Raw genomic sequence first — 14,951 nt, 5'->3', positions numbered from 1 at the left:
CGTTCGTGGCCTCATGAGTGCCGCGCGTGAGCCGGTGCTCGCCTCGCTCCGGACCAGGCTGCTCGTTCCGAGGCTCCCGCGGCCCTGGGGACCGGATGTCCCCGAAGTGCACGTGATCGTCGTGGAGGTCGAGGACTCCCACGGGAACCGTGGAACCGGGTTCTCCTGGACTCCGACGATTGGCGCGGGGGCGGTGCAGAGCCTCCTCGACGCGGACATTTCGCGGGCAGCTCTCGGGGGCCCCACGCACCCCGAGGCCGTGTGGGAGGTGCTCTGGCGCCATCTCCACGAGGCCGGCGGCGGAGGGCTGACCACGATCGCGCTCGCGGGCCTCGACCTGGCTCTCTGGGACCTGACGGCCCGGCGCCTCGGCGAGCCGATCGCGGGGCTGCTGGGGCGGCGTCGTGCGTCGATGCCCGCGTACGGGAGCGGCGTCAACCTGCACTACAGCCTCGAGGAGCTCCTCGAACAGGTGCAGCGATGGATCGCGGCCGGGTACGGCGCCGTCAAGATCAAGGTCGGGAAGCCGGAGATCGAGGAGGACGTCGAGCGGGTCGCCGCCGTGCGGAAGGCCCTCGGCCCGGGCCGGCGCCTCATGGTGGACGCGAACCAGCGCTGGGACCTGCCCACCGCCCGGCGTGCCGTCGCCGCGCTCGAGCCGTACGGGCTGCACTGGCTCGAGGAACCGCTGCGCGCCGAGGATCTGGACGGGCACGTGCAGCTCCGCCGATCCGTGTCGGTGCCCATCGCGGTGGGGGAGAACCTCCACACGCTCCAGCGCTTCCGCGAGTATGTCGCGGCCGGCGCGTGCGACGTCATCCAGCCCAACATCATCCGCGTCGGCGGCATCACGCCGTTCCGGCGTATCGCGGCCCTCGCCCAGTCGGGCTCCGTGGAACTCGCGCCCCACCTGCTCACCGACCTCTCGGCACAGCTCGCCGCGACCCTGCCCGGCGCGGTGCACATTGAGGAGGTCGAGGACACCTCGTTCGAGACGCTCGGCCTGCTCGCCGCGCCGTCGCCCGTCATTCGGAAGGGCGCAACCATCCACCTCGAGCCGGCTCCTGGCCTCGGCCTCGAGTTCGTCGAGCGACTCGCAGCTGACGAACCGCACCTGCCCCACGCCGCCCACACCTCAGGAGTCCCCGCATGACCGCCGCCGCCCTGCTCATCCCCCAGACGACCGCCGACACTACGCCAGAGGAGCTCGACGCCGTCGTGGCCACCGCGGTCAGGGCCGCCGGGCCGTCCGCAGCGGCGTCGGACGACGCACGGGCCGCGTGGCTCGAGGCCGTCGCCGACGCGCTCGATGCGGCCCGCGACGAGCTCGTCGCGATCGCGGAGCGGGAGTCGCACCTGCCCACCCTGCGGCTCACCGGGGAAGTGGCACGGACCACCGGCCAGCTGCGGCTCTTCGCCGCCGTCGTCCGGGACGGCGCATACCTCGAGGCCGTCATCGACCGCGCGCGTCCCGGTGCGACGCCGCCGCAGCCCGACCTGCGCCGCATCCTGCGTCCGCTCGGGCCCGTCGCCGTGTTCTCCGCGAGCAACTTCCCGTTCGCGTTCTCCGTGGCCGGCGGCGACACGGCGAGCGCCCTCGCAGTGGGGTGCCCCGTCGTCGTCAAGGGGCACTCGGGTCACCCCGAGCTGTCGGTGCGGACGGCGCAGGTCGTCGCCGATGCGCTCGCCTCTGCCGGTGCGCCCGACGGCGTGTTCGGGCTCGTGCTCGGGCGGCCAGCCGGGAACGCGCTTGTCCAGGCTCCGGGCATCACGGCCGTCGGGTTCACCGGTTCGCTGTCCGGAGGACGCGCCCTGTTCGACCTCGCGTGCGCGCGGCCCGATCCGATCCCCTTCTACGGCGAGCTCGGCTCGATCAACCCCGTGGTCGTGACGCCGGCGGCGGCCAAGGCCCGGACGGCAGAGATCGCTGCCGGGCTCGCGGCGTCTTTCACACTCGGCGTCGGGCAGTTCTGCACCAAGCCCGGGCTCGTCCTGGTGCCCGCGGAGGCAGGGTTCGAGACGGCGCTGGCCATCGAGGCCTCGTCCCATCGCGGCGGCGTGATGCTCACCCCACGCATCGCGGAGGCGTTCCCGGCCGGGCTGAGGCGGCTCGTGGTTGACGGCAAGGCAGACCTCCTGATCGGGAATCCCGGTCAGGACGCCTCCGACGGCGTGGCACGTCCTGCGGTCCTCATGGCCGACGCCGCCCGCGTCCTCGCGCGGCCAGAGGTGTTGCTCGAGGAGTGCTTCGGGCCCGTGACGCTGCTCGTGCGGTACGCGTCGGACGCTGAGCGGGACGCGGTGCTCGACGCCGTCGGCGGCTCGCTGACCGCCACCGTCCACGCCGAACCGGACGAGGACGTCACCGAGCTTGCGGCTCGGCTGGCCGAGCGCGCCGGTCGCGTTCTGTTCGGCGGTTGGCCAACGGGGGTCGCGGTGACGTGGTCGCAGCACCACGGCGGCCCGTGGCCGGCGACGACGTCCGCGCTCCACACATCGGTCGGGGCCACTGCGGTGCGCCGGTTCCAGCGGCCGGTCGTGTTCCAGGACGCGCCCGCGTCCGTCCTGCCGGAGGCCCTGCGCGACGAGAACCCGCGAAGCATCGTCCGCCGCGTCGATGGCGAGCTCACGACGGCGCCCCTCACCTAGCAACGCGAGGTCACCTCCCCCCCCCGATGAGGGGTCATGTCTCTGCGATGCGGGGTCATCTCTCCAGCGACGCTAGTTCCTCGCTTTGCTAAATCCCTTGGGAGGTGACTCCGCATCCGTGGGAGGTGACTCCGCATCCGTGGGAGGTGACTCCGCATCCGTGGGAGGTGACTCCGCATCCGTGGGAGGTGACTCCGCATCCGTGGGAGGTGACTTCGAGTTGTTGGGAGGTGACTCCGGGTCAGAGCTCGAGAACGTCGGGGCGGTCCAGCACCTGCGGCGCCCACGCGCCGTCGTGCGAGGCAGGGACCACAGAGGCGACGGTCGGCCACTCCGGGTCAACGGAGAGGACCTCGAAGCCCCCCTGGGTGCTGAGAATCGTGTCTTCGACCTTGCAGCCCGCTGCCGTGGGATTCCACGCGAAGGCGACGTCCGCACCGAGGCCCAGATCGAGCCCCGGCAGGGCGCGCGGATCCCGCCCTGCGTATCCGGCGACGCCGCCCTGATGGTGGCGAGTCCACTCGTCGGAGGCGAATCCGTTGGCGAGGTAGGCCGCGGTGCCGGCGTCGAAGGCCCGCTGGAGGGACCCACCGGGCCGGGATCCTGAGAGGTAGGCGGCCTCGACCCCGAGGATCCTGGCATCTGCGGTCCGCTCGTCGGCGGTCCGTGGGCCGAAGCGCACCCAGCGCGTGATGTTGAGGATGAGACCGTGCCGCCGCGCGCACACCACTGCCATGGCGCGCCGGCCGAGCGGGGCTCGCGTCGGGAGGGGATGCCGGTGGGCTGCGCGCGAGTCCCCGCCCACGAGGACCACGAGTGGCTCGGCCCCGAGGTCCACAACCCCTGCAGTCAGCCGTGCGGCCAGATCCACCTCGGCTTCGTCGGGTCGGGCCGCGGCGAGCTCACGCGTGAGGAGCCGTGCGACGTCGCGACCCAGGATCCGGTACCGCGCGGCCTCCTCCGCATGGAGCGACTGCCGCGCGTTCCGGAGCCCGGCGGCGAGTGCCTCCTCCCGTAGCCCGCCCGCAGCGAGGGCCTGCGCCTCGGCGGTGGCGACGACGTCGCGGTGCCACGGGTGTGCGACGACGACGGGCTGCGCCCACGAGGGCAGCTCCTCGGCCACGAGCCGGTGCTCCTCGTTCGACGTCACGTGCACCGCTTCACCGTCGCGGTCCACGACTGCGGCGACGATCGGGCCGCCCGCGAGGCTCACGTGGGTCCGTGCCCCCTGCAGGTACCACCCGAGCGCAGCCTGGGAGGTGAGGGCAACGGCGTCCGCGCAGGCCGCATCCAGCAGGGCCAGGACGCGGCGGCGCTTTTCGGCATGCTCGCGGCCGCTTGCGTCGGCGGACTGGGCGGCGACGGAGGCGTCCATGTGGGAGGCGTCCATGTGGGGGACCCGCGCGTAGGGGGCATGGGTGTGGGGGAACGGCATGAAGAATCCCTCGGATGGCGTAGAAACCGATTTCTCTCCACCCTAGGTGGGCGTGAGATGACCGTCAACGGATCTGAGTAACCGGTTTCAGAAACGGCTCAGGGCCCCAGCCTGCTCGCGAGCCACCCGAACGCTTCGTTCTGCATCGCGGCCGTGAACACATGGCCGGAGGGATAGAACGCCCCCGTGTAGTTGCTGGCGTCCCCGAAGTGCTCGAACCGCCGTCGGATCTGCTCGTGTGCGCGCTCCATGCCGGACCGGGGAAACAGGTGGTCCGCGAGCCCGTACTGCACCAGCAGGGGGTTCGAGGTCCACGAGGCAACGACCGACGGCCAGTCACCCACCGTGCCGAGACCGGGGCTCAGCCACGTCCACGAATGTGCATCCGCGTGCCCGGCCATGAGCTCGGGGAGGGTGCTCATCATCGCCACGATCGCGGTGGCGCGAAGCTGCGGCGCAAGCACGCGCAGCACTCCGGCCCTCGCGCCGCCGCCGGACATTCCCGCCGCGGCGAGCCGTGCGCCGTCGACCCAGGGAAGCGAGCCGAGCACGTCGAGCGCGAAGAGGTCCTCGGCGGCGAGCAGCCCGGCCCACGAGGTCCCCAGGACTCCCGCGGCCTTTGCGGCTTCGCCCTCGAAGCCCGCGTGCAGGGCCTCGGGGTCCACGGCAGGGCTCGACGCCGCCGGGTCACCGGACGCCTCGGCAGCCTCCTCGCGCGCGAGCGACCCCTGCGCGAGCGCCGCCCGCACGGTCCGCGCCGAAGCCTCCGCCGCGGGCAGCCGCCGCGATCCGAAGCCGAACGCGTCGTGCACGAGCACCGCCACGCCCCGCCGCGCCAGCTCCTCCGCCCAGGCCCGGCCGCCCGAGCAGGCCTCCCTGTGGGCGGATGCGGCGAGCGCCACCGGCCCCTCCAGCCCCGCGCCATCGGAGAGCTTCTCGCGACCGAGCATCTTGACTCCGCCGTGTTCGAACAGCGCGAGGACGCCAGGCAGCGGCTCTCCAGCGCCATCGGGTCGGAGGAGCCAGGCCCGGGTCCGCGGCCCGTAGCCGCAGGTCCAGCTCAGGTCAGCGCCCTCGAGGCCGTCGCGCCGGAATGTGTCCTCGACGCGCACGTCGGGATCCGCCCGCAATCCCGGCACCCCCAGGGCCGCCGTCAGTGCCTCGCGGAGCTCCTCGGGAGGCTCCGCGGCGCGCTCGGCGAAGAGGGGCTTGCTGCGCACGACGGCGCCGGCAACCTCGCGCTGCCAGCCCGCCCAGGCGTCGTTCGCCATCTCAGGCCTCGGTTCGCGTCCCGCGCGGCATCCAGTCAGCTGGAGCCTCGCGCGGCGTCCGGCCAGCCGGAGCCTCGGTGCCAGGTGCCGGGCCGGTGCTCGCGCGAGGCTCGAGGTGGGGTTTGACGTCGACATCCTGATCCGGTTCGCGCCCATCGAGGAGGGCCCGGAGCCGCTGCCACGCCTGCTCGCCGAGCTCGTTCTGCGGGACGGAGGCCGTCGTGAGCGCCGGGACCGTGTAGCGGGCGAACTGGATATCGTCGAAGCCGGTGACGGACAGCTGCCCGGGAACCGCGACGCCGGTCTCGTGCAGCGCGCCCAGGAGTCCCATGGCCACGAGGTCGTTGAAGCACACGGCGGCCGTTGCGCGGGAATCCATGACGGCGTCGCGTGCGGCGTAGCCGTCCTCGAACATCGCCCCGCACGGGATCACGACGATCTCGGCGCCCTCGGCCGTGGGCAGTGGATGCTGGAGTCCCTCGCGCCGGGCTCGGTCGCCCGCGCTCGCGCTCGGTCCGGCCACGTACGCGATGCGCCGATGTCCGAGCTGGCTCAGATGCGCGATGATGCTGCGGATTCCAGATGCGTAGTCGACGGCGAGCACGGGCACCCCTGGCACCCCGGAGGATCGGTTGACCAGGACCACCGGAGCGAGCTCCGGCAGGAGCGCGTCCAGCCGGGCTGCGTCCATGCGGGGCGCGACGAGCACAAGTCCGTCGCAGCGCCGCCGGGCCTCGCGCGCGAGGATGACCTCCTCTTCGGGGTTCTCGACCGAGTCGGCCACGAGGACCCGATAGTCGTCCTTGGCGGCTGCCCGCGAGAGCCCGCGCAGGGTCTCCTGGAACATGGGGTTCGCGAGGTCCGGGACCACGATCGCGACGGTCTGCGTGCGCCCGATCGCGAGGCTGCGGGCCACAGTGTTGGGGGTGTAGTTGAGCTTCTCAGCGGCGGCCCGGACTCGCGTGCCGATCGCGGGGTCCACCGTGGCGAGGCCGTTCATGACCCGGGAGACAGTGGCGCGGGAGACGCCCGCCTCCGCGGCGACGTGGGCGATGGTGACGCGCCCCGAGGGGCGCGTGCTCATGCGGGCCATGGATCCTCCGATCGTGGGTTGGGCACAGCATAGCAACCGGTTACGCAGCAGACGGGAAAGCGATATCCTGCCGGTCGGGACACCACCGCAGAAAGGCCGTTCATGCCCGTCGTCGACCTTCCGTCCGATCAGCTCCGCGCCTACGCCGGCGGCGCGGCCATCCCCGCCGACTTCTCCGAGTTCTGGGACGCGACCATCGCCGAGGCGCGGGCCCACCCCCTCGACGTGCGGTTCGAGGGCGTCGAGACGCTCCTGCCCCTCATCGACACCTTCGACGTCACCTTCGCCGGCTTCGGAGGGCAGCCCATCAAGGCGTGGCTGCACCTCCCCGCCGGTTGGGACGCGCAGACCCTTACGCACGACGCCGCGCGGCGGCTCCCGCGGGACGCGCCGCCCTCCACGCACGACGCCGCGCGGCGGCTCCCTGCGGTCGTCACCTATCTCGGGTATTCAGGCGGGCGAGGGCTGCCGCACCAGAACACCCTCTGGGCGCAGGCCGGCTACGCGATGCTCATCATGGATTCGCGGGGCCAGGGCTACGGGGGCCAGCTCGGCCACACACCTGATCCCCATCCGAGCTCCGGAGGCAACCAGTATCCGGGCGTCATGACTCGCGGGCTCCTGTCCCGCGAGGACTACTACTACCGGCGCATCTACACCGATGCCCTCCGGGCCATCGAGGCCGTCCCGGCGCACCCGGCCGTCGACGCCGCCCGGGTGGTGGTGCAAGGCGTCTCGCAGGGCGGTGGCCTCGCGCTCGCTGCGGCGGGCCTTGCGGCGGGCAGGCTCGACGGCGTGGTCGGCTGCCTGCCGGACGTCCCGTTCCTGTGCGACTACCCCCGCGCCCTCGAGGTCGCCTCGACTGGGCCGTACCCCGAACTCGAGCGGTACCTCGTGCGCCACCGCGATCACGTCGAGGCGGCCCTCATGACGCTGCCGTACTTCGACGCCGTGAACCACGCCCGCTTCGCGCGGGTTCCGGCGTACTTCTCGGTGGCACTGCGCGACACGACGTGCCCGCCATCGACCGTCTACGCGGCGTTCAACCGCTACGGCGAGGAAGCGGCCCGCGCTGGGCACGCGGCGTCGTCCGGGGAGTCCGTTGAGAAGTCGATCGAGGAGTACCAGTTCAACAACCACGAGGGCGGGGGAGAGCATCACGTCGCGCGGCAGCTCGTGTGGCTGCGGAAGCGCCTGGTCTGACCGGGCGGCGCCTCGCCGAGATCGTGGCCGCAATCCATCCCCTCTGCGACCGCAGGCGTCCAGCATGCGGACGGCTGTTTGCGGGCTAAGACTCCCGCGCCTAAAGTGCGAGCATGTTCAAGCGTTGGTATGCGTATTTTGCGTTGGCTCTGGAGGGCCAAGCGTAGATCCTCGCGTACCGACTCCAGAGCCAACAGGGCAGGGACCACACGGTCCTTGCCCTTTGCCATTTCAATGGCAGGCTCTGGATCCCTGGGGGCCTGTCAGGACAAGGACTGACCATGACCCCGCCCCGCACCCAGAGCACCACCATCGACTCCTCGACCGGAAACCTCCGCGTCGCCGAGTTCACCCCCCTTCCCGCGCCGGCCGACCTCCTCTCGGAGCTGCCCCTCAGCGAGGCCGCTGCCAGCACCGTGGCCCGCGGACGTGACGAGGTGCGCGCCATCATGGACGGCCTCGACGATCGCCTCCTCGTGATCGCTGGCCCCTGTTCCATCCACGACCCCGAGGCGGGCCTCGAGTACGCGACCCGGCTCGCCGCCGTCGCCCGCGAACACCGCGAGGACATGCTCGTGGTGATGCGCACGTACTTCGAGAAGCCGCGCACGACTGTCGGGTGGAAGGGCCTCATCAATGACCCGAATCTCGACGGCAGCCACGACATCGCTGCCGGCCTCCGTGCCTCCCGTCGCTTCCTCCTGGACGTGCTCGAGCTTGGTCTGCCCACCGCGACCGAGTTCCTCGAGCCGATCAGCCCGCAGTACACGGCCGATGCGATCGTGTGGGGCGCCATCGGTGCGCGCACCACCGAGAGCCAGATCCACCGCCAGCTCGTCTCGGGCCTGTCCATGCCGGTCGGGTTCAAGAACGGCACTGACGGCGGGCTGCAGGTCGCGATCGACGCATGCGGCGCCGCGGCCGCCGCGCAGGCCTTCCTCGGCATTGACGACGGCGGTCGCGCCGCCCTCGTGGCGACCTCCGGCAACCCGGACACCCACCTCATCCTCCGCGGCGGCTCGGACGGACCCAACTACGGCGCGGAGCACGTCGCGGCGGCGTCGGCCAAGATGGCCGGCAAGGGGCTCAACCCGCGCCTCATCGTGGACGCGAGCCACGCCAACAGTGGCAAGGACCATCACCGCCAGGCTGAGGTCGCCCTCGAGATCGGAAGCCACCTCGCTACGGGGGGCGCCAGCGCCGACGCGGTCGCGGGTGTCATGCTCGAAAGCTTCCTCGTGGGCGGGGCGCAGGCACTCGACGTCGCGCAGTTCGCCGCCGGTCGCACGCAGCTCGTCTACGGGCAGAGCGTGACCGACAAATGTATGGAGTGGGACGTCACCGCGCAGGTCCTGACTGGCCTCGCGGGTGCGGCCAGACAGCGCCGCGTTCACAAGAGCCACTCCAGCAACTAGAGTATTTTGTATGGCTGATTTCTCCACTTCCCGGTTCCTCACCGTTGCTGAGGTTGCGGAGATGATGCGCGTGTCCAAGATGACGGTCTACCGTCTTGTCCACTCTGGAGAGATGCCGGCCGTGCGCTTCGGCCGCTCGTACCGGGTGCCTGAGGCCGCAGTGGAGGAGTACCTGCGCAATGCGGTGGTCGACGGCCGGAGTGAGACCGCCTGACGTGTACGGTATCCTGTTGAGGAACGTTTAACGTCCCGTCACCAGCAGTTGGTTGAAAGCCGCCCCGAGCGCGCCGGCCAGCGGCCGGGACACCAACTATCGGTTAGGAACTGCACGTGGGTTCAGTCATCAAGAAGCGGCGCAAGCGCATGGCCAAGAAGAAGCACCGCAAGCTGCTTCGCAAGACTCGTCACCAGCGCCGCAACAAGAAGTAGGCGCCCCGCCCTCACGGGCGAAGGTGATGCGAGGCCCGTCCCTGTTGGGGGCGGGCCTCGTGGCGTTCTGGGCGCGTTGTGGCGCTCGCGGACCGTTCGTGGACTCCGCGCGGGGCAGAGTTGGGGGGTCCCAGCACCCGATCCCGGCGCCCGAGGAGCCGGCGGGGCTACCTGCGGATGCGCGTATATCCCCGCCACAGCCCGTACAGCACGCCGCCCACGGTGGCGGCCTTGAGCCCGAGCGTTGCGGCCCGGCGTCCCGCTCGGAAGTCGTAGATCGGCCAGTTGTTCGCGTTCGCGTGGGCCCGGAGCCGCACATCCGGGTTGATTGCCACCGGGTGCCCCACGAGGGTCAGGAGCGGGATGTCGTTGTGCGAGTCCGAGTACGCCCAGCACTGCCGCAGGTCCAGGCCCTCGCGCTCGGCGAGCTCCGCCACGGCGTCCGCCTTCGCCTGGCCGTGCAGGATCTCCCCGACGAGACGTCCCGTGTAGGTGCCGTCCACGATCTCGCCCACGGTGCCGAGGGCACCCGTGAGGCCGAGCCTCTCGGAAATGACGGAGGCGATCTCGATCGGCGTCGCCGTCACGAGCCACACACGCCTGCCGATGCGGAGGTGCTGCTCGGCAAGCGCCTTGGTACCGGGCCAGATGCGGGACTCGATGAATTCGTCGTAGACCTCGTGGCCCACGGTGGCGACGTCAACCGTGAGGATGCCCGCAGCCAAGGACAGCGCGGACGCCTGGATCGAATGCACGTCCTCGAGGTTCTCGCCTCGCAGCAGGAACGCGAGGTGCTTCCACGCGAAGCCTGCCGCATCGCGGAGGGTGAACGCCTTGCGCTCGTACATCTTGCGCGCCACATGGAAGAGGCTCGCACCCTTCATGAGCGTGTTGTCGACGTCGAAGAAGGCCGCCTCGCGTGAGCGTTCCACCGGCGCGGGGCGCACCGGGGCCTGCGCCTTCTTCTCTCCGGGCATGGTCAGAGTCTAGCCATTCGCGGCGCAGGGACCGGGCCGCGCTACCGTGGGAGGCATGCGTATCCCCGAGATCATCCTCGTGACCAAGAGCGAGTGCCACCTGTGCGAAGCCGCGAGGAAGGTCGTCTCCCGGGTCGCGTCGGAGGCAGGCGTGGGGTGGCAGGAGCGCCGTATCGATGAGGACGCCGCGCTGCGCGACCGCTTCGCCGAGGAGGTTCCCGTGGTCCTCGTTGATGGGGTCCAACGCGACTTCTGGACCATCAACGAGGCCCGTCTGCGCCGCACCGTCGAGGCGGCCCGGCAGGGCTGAGGCCCATTTGGCCCGGCCTGCGGACGGAACTTAGAGTGAGTGCGGCGGCCCTTCAGGGCCCCGGAGCAGCAGGACTGAGGAGTGTCAGTGGTACGTCGGGCGAGTCACGAGGGGGAGCCGTCCGTCTCGCTGTCCGAGGGCAAGGGGCTCCCACCGGCCGTCGTCGCCCGACTCACCGTCTACCTCCGCGCGCTCAATTCGTTCCTGGCCGACGACGTGGACCGCGTCTCCTCTGATGCCCTCGCCGAGGCCTCGGGTGTGAGCTCGTCGACCCTGCGCAAGGACCTCTCGCAGCTCGGTTCCTATGGCACACGTGGGGTCGGCTACGAGGTCGAGAACCTTCTGACGCACCTCTCGGTCGCGATGGGGCTCACGCGTGATTGGCGCGTCGCGATCGTCGGCGCGGGCAATCTGGGCCGCGCACTGGCCCGGTATGGCGGGTTCGAGACGCGCGGCTTCGACGTCGTGGCTCTCCTGGACACCGACCCGCAGATCATCGGCAACGAGATCGGCTGGCTGCGTGTCTCGGATGCGGCCAACCTCGAGGCCGTCTTCGAGCGCACCAGGACCAATATGGCGGTCCTCGCGCTCCCCGCTTCCGCGGCCCAGTTCGTCTGCGACCGCGTGGTCGCCGCAGGGGTCCGCAGCATCCTGAGCTTCGCGCCCACGATCCTGCAGGTGCCTCCGGGCGTGACCCTGCGCAAGGTGGACATGGCCACGGAGCTCCAGATCCTCGCGTATCACGCCCAGCGCGGTGAGTCGGGCGGCGAGACCGGGCAACCGTCCGCCGGCGCGCCCGAGGCCGTGGACGTGGCGCCCGCGGACATACAGCCACCCGCTGACACGCGGCCCGCGGACATGCCGCCGCCTGCTGACTGACGGGTCGCCCGCGTTCGTGGCGCCTGCGGACACTGCGCCTGCGGACACTGCACCCACGGCGCACGACGCCGCCTGCTGACGCGTCCGCGCTTCTGGCGCCTGCTGACAACGCGTCTACTGGCGGGTCGCCCGCGGATACGGCGCACGACGCCGCCCCTTACCGGGGCGAGCGGCGCACCTGAGGCGACTGCTCGCCGTCGTGCGCGCGAGGGCGCAGGATCCGACCTGCGATGCGGGTCCTCAGCGGAGGTAGCCGCCGCCGAGGGCCGCGGCTCGGCGCGCGGCGACGTACTCGTTCGAGGGGCGCAGCCACGTCAGCACCGTTGCCGCGATGTACAGCACGGCCGAGAGGATGGAAAAGACGTAGACGATCACGGGCGGCACGAACATCACGGCTCCGGGGATCGAGACCATCAGGGCGACGGCAGCGTTGCCGAGGTAGCCCAGGAGTGAGAGTCCCGCGAACACCGTGAGGAGGATGCGTACCCAGTTCATGCCAGCACGGATGCCCAAGGCAATGAGGATGCTGACTGCGATCCCGACGAGTGCCGAGATCCACACGAGAGGCGCGGACGTCGCGTTGAACTGCTCGATGAAGGTCAAGGCCTTGGCCCTGCCCGACGGCGCCGTGGCCTCGAGGATCGCCGCGCGCAGGTACGTGTGCATCCAGTCCAGAGCGGCCGGGATGCCCGCCAGAGGAAGGACCGCGCTGACCACGAGCATCCAGAACGCGAGGGTGATGGTGACGGGCCGGACGATGCCCGTAGTGGGCATTCCGGGGAACATTCCCCCGGGTAGCTGGCTAGGCCACGGGCCCTGGTACGGACCCTGCGGGGGCACGGCGGCATACTGCTGCGGGCTCTGGTTCTGGTACGGGGGGCCCGGCTGATAGGGCGGTGGGGTCGGCTGGCTCATCACACGCTCCGCACTCTCACTTGTCGCACCTCCATTGGCCGTACACCGCGCAGGGTCACTGGCCGTACGGATTGCCGAAGGTGGGTCCCTTCGGGGTGTAGGGGTTGGCGAACTGGTTGTTTGCGTTCAGGAATGCCGTGACGGCTGGCCGGAACATCATCACCATCGAGGCGACCGCGAGCGCCATTGTGAGGAGCGAGAACAGTCCGCCGGCAAAAAACGCCAAGATCGTGAGGCACAGGAATACCGTGCCGAGGACCCTGGCCCACCGGCGGCCCCGGGAGAGGAACACGCCGCACAGGACAAGGACAATGGCGTTGACCACCGCTCCGCTCATCGCCACCCACACGAACGTGCTGATGATCTGGCGGAACTGCTCGAAGGTGATTCCCGCCTGCGCGCCGCCAGCCCGGTTGAAAACATCGCGGAGTGAGCTCGCCGGCAAGTTGAGCTCGGCCATAGTCGCGATGAAGCCAATGACGACCTCTGCCGCCGCCGTCACGAAGAGCAGGAGGGACGCCCGGCGCACCGCCGCCTGCTGCGCCTCGGGACTTGGGGCCCCATAGCCCGGCCCTCCGTAGCCGTAGGCGGGCGGCTGGGGGGAGTAGGGCGGCTGCTGTCCATACGGAGGCTGGCCGTACTGGGGCTGGCCGTAGGCGGGGGGCTGCTGGCCGTACTGGGGCTGCCCGTACTCGGGCTGGCCGTAGGCGGGGGGCTGCTGCCCATACTGGGGCTGGCCGTAGGCGGGGGGCTGCTGCCCATACTGGGGCTGGCCGTACTGGGGTTGGCCGTAGGCCGGGGGCTGCTGCTGCGCATTCGGCTCGAACCCGGGCGCGTACTGTCCGTAGCGGGGGGCAGGGCGTCCTGCCGGGGCGCTAGGCTCTTGACGACTGCCCTGCGTGTCCTGTGGCTCGGACGGCCGGTGCGTCGGCGCCCCCTCTTCCGGCTGCTCAGAGCCGTTCGGAGGGACGTCAGGCGTGCTCATGAGGGTCCAATCGTCGAAGGTGGCCCGGTGGGGAGCGCCTCCGCGTCCCCGATGCGTTGATCCCACCCTATCTCCCGCGCAGGGTCTGTGAGCAGTGCCGCTTCGGCTTCGGCGGATCTGCGGCCGAACCACCTGTTCGAGCTGGGGAGCCACAGAAGCGCCGCGGCGACGACCGTGAGCCCGAAACCGTACCAGTAACCGGCAGGAACCCCGCCGAGAACGATCCCGACCACCAGGGCGACCTCTATGGCCGCAAGCGCCGTGAGCTGGAGCCGTGCCCACTCCTTCCGCTGCTTAGCGGCCACCCCCAGAAGGATCTGGGCCGACGCGAACGCGACGGCCACGACGTCGAGCACCATCCGGATGAGCCACATCGGTCCGAGCAGGTGCAGGAAGGCGAAGGAGGTGATGCCCGTGACGATCCCGATGATCACACCGATGAAGCCGCCCACGACCGAGATCCAGTAGGACGACTGCACCTCGGCGGGAACGCCGTCGAGGCTGAAGATTCGCATGATGTCTGGGGGCTCGTGGGCGGACGGGAGGGGTTCGCTCATGGCGCCCACTGTATCGGTGCGGTCTGGTCACAGGTTTGTCATCACCGAGGCTCGCACATGACACCGGGTGGCGATGAGCGCTGGGCTGTTGATCAAAGTTGTTGATCAAAGTTGGTGGTCAAGATAGCGATTGAAGTCGGCGCTTAAAGGCGTCCGGCCCCGCAGCCAGATCTTCACTGGCGGCGGGGCCGGATCTCTGCGGGGCCGGATTTCAGCGGGCCGGGCCCGCGTAGGACGCGCTCGTGCGCGCCCTGGCAGGTGTCAGGCCTGCGGCGCGATGAACGCGAGGTCGAGGGAGATGACGACCTTGTCGGAGACCAGCACGCCGCCGGTCTCGAGGACAGCGTTCCACGTGAGGCCGAAGTCCTTGCGGGAGATCGTCGTCTCGCCAGAGACACCCGCGCGGGTGTTGCCGAACGGGTCCACGGCGATGCCGTTGAACTCGGTCTCGATCGTGACGGACTTGGTGACGCCCTTGATCGTGAGATCGCCGGTCAGGTCGTAGTCGTCGCCCTTCGCCTCGAGTGCGGTGGAGGTGAAGGTGATTTCCGGGAACTGCTCGACGTCGAAGAAGTCGGCGCTCTTGACGTGGCCGTCGCGGTTCGCGTCTCCCGAGTCGAAGGACGCGGTCTTGATGGCTGCCGTCGCCTTCGTCTCGTCACGGGTCGCGCCGACCTCGACGGTTGCCGAGGCGTCCGCGAAGCGTCCGCGGACCTTGCTGATGCCCGCGTGGCGGACGGTGAAGCCGATCTCGCTGTGCGAGGGGTCGAGGGTCCAGGTGCCGGTGGTGAGGCCGTGGGGCAGAGTCACGGGATATCTCCTTCTAGAAAGTG

16 protein-coding genes are annotated in these 14,951 nt (G+C 70.5%); 8 read left to right on the top strand and 8 right to left on the bottom strand.

The annotated features are described in order from the left end of the window. Window positions 1-13 precede the first annotated feature (13 nt). Together AB5L97_RS15190 and AB5L97_RS15185 are read left to right on the top strand one after the other, a co-directional pair. Window positions 14-1,153 (top strand): mandelate racemase/muconate lactonizing enzyme family protein, encoded by a 1,140-nt coding sequence (locus AB5L97_RS15190; RefSeq protein ID WP_369045282.1) that lies wholly within the window; start codon window positions 14-16, stop codon window positions 1,151-1,153. Further along, on the top strand, window positions 1,150-2,649 hold the full coding sequence (locus AB5L97_RS15185; protein ID WP_369045281.1) for an aldehyde dehydrogenase (NADP(+)): 1,500 nt from the start codon (window positions 1,150-1,152) through the stop codon (window positions 2,647-2,649). The genes AB5L97_RS15190 and AB5L97_RS15185 overlap by 4 nt, the downstream gene beginning before the upstream one ends. Window positions 2,650-2,890: 241 nt before the next feature. Here the strand turns inward: AB5L97_RS15185 and AB5L97_RS15180 are convergent, their stop codons facing one another. From AB5L97_RS15180 to AB5L97_RS15170, 3 genes are all read right to left on the bottom strand, one after another. Next, window positions 2,891-4,084, bottom strand: coding sequence for a M24 family metallopeptidase (locus tag AB5L97_RS15180; protein WP_369045279.1), 1,194 nt, complete (start codon window positions 4,082-4,084; stop codon window positions 2,891-2,893). Between the two features lie 98 nt (window positions 4,085-4,182). Then, a complete protein-coding gene (locus tag AB5L97_RS15175) occupies window positions 4,183-5,355 on the bottom strand; it encodes an acetylesterase (RefSeq protein WP_369045278.1) in 1,173 nt (390 codons plus the stop codon). A gap of 1 nt (window position 5,356) precedes the next feature. After that, the gene (locus AB5L97_RS15170; protein ID WP_369045277.1) at window positions 5,357-6,439 is read right to left on the bottom strand and encodes a LacI family DNA-binding transcriptional regulator; all 1,083 of its coding nucleotides are present in this window, start codon (window positions 6,437-6,439) and stop codon (window positions 5,357-5,359) included. A 111-nt stretch (window positions 6,440-6,550) separates the two neighbouring features. On the opposite strand from AB5L97_RS15170, the gene AB5L97_RS15165 reads away from it, so the two are divergent. The 4 genes from AB5L97_RS15165 to AB5L97_RS15150 all read left to right on the top strand — a co-directional run bounded on the left by AB5L97_RS15165 (window position 6,551) and on the right by AB5L97_RS15150 (window position 9,495). Then, window positions 6,551-7,651 (top strand): acetylxylan esterase, encoded by a 1,101-nt coding sequence (locus AB5L97_RS15165; RefSeq protein WP_369045276.1) that lies wholly within the window; start codon window positions 6,551-6,553, stop codon window positions 7,649-7,651. 281 nt (window positions 7,652-7,932) lie between these two features. Next, entirely contained in the window at window positions 7,933-9,066 is a 1,134-nt protein-coding gene (locus tag AB5L97_RS15160) for a 3-deoxy-7-phosphoheptulonate synthase (RefSeq protein ID WP_307958869.1), read from the top strand. A 10-nt stretch (window positions 9,067-9,076) separates the two neighbouring features. After that, window positions 9,077-9,280, top strand: coding sequence for a helix-turn-helix domain-containing protein (locus AB5L97_RS15155; RefSeq protein WP_307958868.1), 204 nt, complete (start codon window positions 9,077-9,079; stop codon window positions 9,278-9,280). 116 nt (window positions 9,281-9,396) lie between these two features. Next, a complete protein-coding gene (locus tag AB5L97_RS15150; RefSeq protein ID WP_003792170.1) occupies window positions 9,397-9,495 on the top strand; it encodes a 30S ribosomal protein bS22 in 99 nt (32 codons plus the stop codon). Window positions 9,496-9,662: 167 nt separating this feature from the next. On the opposite strand, the gene AB5L97_RS15145 is transcribed toward AB5L97_RS15150, so the two are convergent. Beyond that, on the bottom strand, window positions 9,663-10,472 hold the full coding sequence (locus AB5L97_RS15145; protein WP_369045275.1) for an HAD family hydrolase: 810 nt from the start codon (window positions 10,470-10,472) through the stop codon (window positions 9,663-9,665). Window positions 10,473-10,527: 55 nt separating this feature from the next. On the opposite strand from AB5L97_RS15145, the gene AB5L97_RS15140 reads away from it, so the two are divergent. Together AB5L97_RS15140 and AB5L97_RS15135 are read left to right on the top strand one after the other, a co-directional pair. Further along, window positions 10,528-10,782, top strand: coding sequence for a glutaredoxin family protein (locus AB5L97_RS15140; RefSeq protein ID WP_369045274.1), 255 nt, complete (start codon window positions 10,528-10,530; stop codon window positions 10,780-10,782). 81 nt (window positions 10,783-10,863) lie between these two features. Then, complete coding sequence (locus AB5L97_RS15135) at window positions 10,864-11,661, top strand: redox-sensing transcriptional repressor Rex (RefSeq protein WP_423246794.1); 798 nt, start codon at window positions 10,864-10,866, stop codon at window positions 11,659-11,661. A 240-nt stretch (window positions 11,662-11,901) separates the two neighbouring features. On the opposite strand, the gene AB5L97_RS15130 is transcribed toward AB5L97_RS15135, so the two are convergent. The 4 genes from AB5L97_RS15130 to AB5L97_RS15115 all read right to left on the bottom strand — a co-directional run bounded on the left by AB5L97_RS15130 (window position 11,902) and on the right by AB5L97_RS15115 (window position 14,928). Next, complete coding sequence (locus AB5L97_RS15130) at window positions 11,902-12,435, bottom strand: hypothetical protein (protein WP_369045273.1); 534 nt, start codon at window positions 12,433-12,435, stop codon at window positions 11,902-11,904. Between the two features lie 196 nt (window positions 12,436-12,631). After that, entirely contained in the window at window positions 12,632-13,561 is a 930-nt protein-coding gene (locus AB5L97_RS15125; protein WP_369045272.1) for a hypothetical protein, read from the bottom strand. Next, complete coding sequence (locus AB5L97_RS15120) at window positions 13,558-14,118, bottom strand: hypothetical protein (protein WP_369045271.1); 561 nt, start codon at window positions 14,116-14,118, stop codon at window positions 13,558-13,560. The genes AB5L97_RS15125 and AB5L97_RS15120 overlap by 4 nt, the downstream gene beginning before the upstream one ends. 261 nt (window positions 14,119-14,379) lie before the next feature. Beyond that, window positions 14,380-14,928: a YceI family protein gene (locus AB5L97_RS15115; RefSeq protein ID WP_307958861.1), complete on the bottom strand. Its 549-nt coding sequence runs from the start codon at window positions 14,926-14,928 to the stop codon at window positions 14,380-14,382. Between the last annotated feature and the right edge of the window lie 23 nt (window positions 14,929-14,951).

Source organism: Sinomonas sp. P10A9 (assembly GCF_041022165.1).
Classification (GTDB): domain Bacteria; phylum Actinomycetota; class Actinomycetes; order Actinomycetales; family Micrococcaceae; genus Sinomonas; species Sinomonas puerhi.
This window is presented reverse-complemented; position numbering and strand designations above follow the sequence as displayed.

Bases quoted from the DNA above. Each gene is read 5' to 3' on its own strand.
- AB5L97_RS15190 (WP_369045282.1), top strand. From the start codon at position 14: ATGAGTGCCGCGCGTGAGCCGGTGCTCGCCTCGCTCCGGACCAGGCTG.
- AB5L97_RS15185 (WP_369045281.1), top strand. From the start codon at position 1,150: ATGACCGCCGCCGCCCTGCTCATCCCCCAGACGACCGCCGACACTACG.
- AB5L97_RS15180 (WP_369045279.1), bottom strand. From the start codon at position 4,084: ATGCCGTTCCCCCACACCCATGCCCCCTACGCGCGGGTCCCCCACATG.
- AB5L97_RS15175 (WP_369045278.1), bottom strand. From the start codon at position 5,355: ATGGCGAACGACGCCTGGGCGGGCTGGCAGCGCGAGGTTGCCGGCGCC.
- AB5L97_RS15170 (WP_369045277.1), bottom strand. From the start codon at position 6,439: ATGAGCACGCGCCCCTCGGGGCGCGTCACCATCGCCCACGTCGCCGCG.
- AB5L97_RS15165 (WP_369045276.1), top strand. From the start codon at position 6,551: ATGCCCGTCGTCGACCTTCCGTCCGATCAGCTCCGCGCCTACGCCGGC.
- AB5L97_RS15160 (WP_307958869.1), top strand. From the start codon at position 7,933: ATGACCCCGCCCCGCACCCAGAGCACCACCATCGACTCCTCGACCGGA.
- AB5L97_RS15155 (WP_307958868.1), top strand. From the start codon at position 9,077: ATGGCTGATTTCTCCACTTCCCGGTTCCTCACCGTTGCTGAGGTTGCG.
- AB5L97_RS15145 (WP_369045275.1), bottom strand. From the start codon at position 10,472: ATGCCCGGAGAGAAGAAGGCGCAGGCCCCGGTGCGCCCCGCGCCGGTG.
- AB5L97_RS15140 (WP_369045274.1), top strand. From the start codon at position 10,528: ATGCGTATCCCCGAGATCATCCTCGTGACCAAGAGCGAGTGCCACCTG.
- AB5L97_RS15130 (WP_369045273.1), bottom strand. From the start codon at position 12,435: ATGCCCACTACGGGCATCGTCCGGCCCGTCACCATCACCCTCGCGTTC.
- AB5L97_RS15125 (WP_369045272.1), bottom strand. From the start codon at position 13,561: ATGAGCACGCCTGACGTCCCTCCGAACGGCTCTGAGCAGCCGGAAGAG.
- AB5L97_RS15120 (WP_369045271.1), bottom strand. From the start codon at position 14,118: ATGAGCGAACCCCTCCCGTCCGCCCACGAGCCCCCAGACATCATGCGA.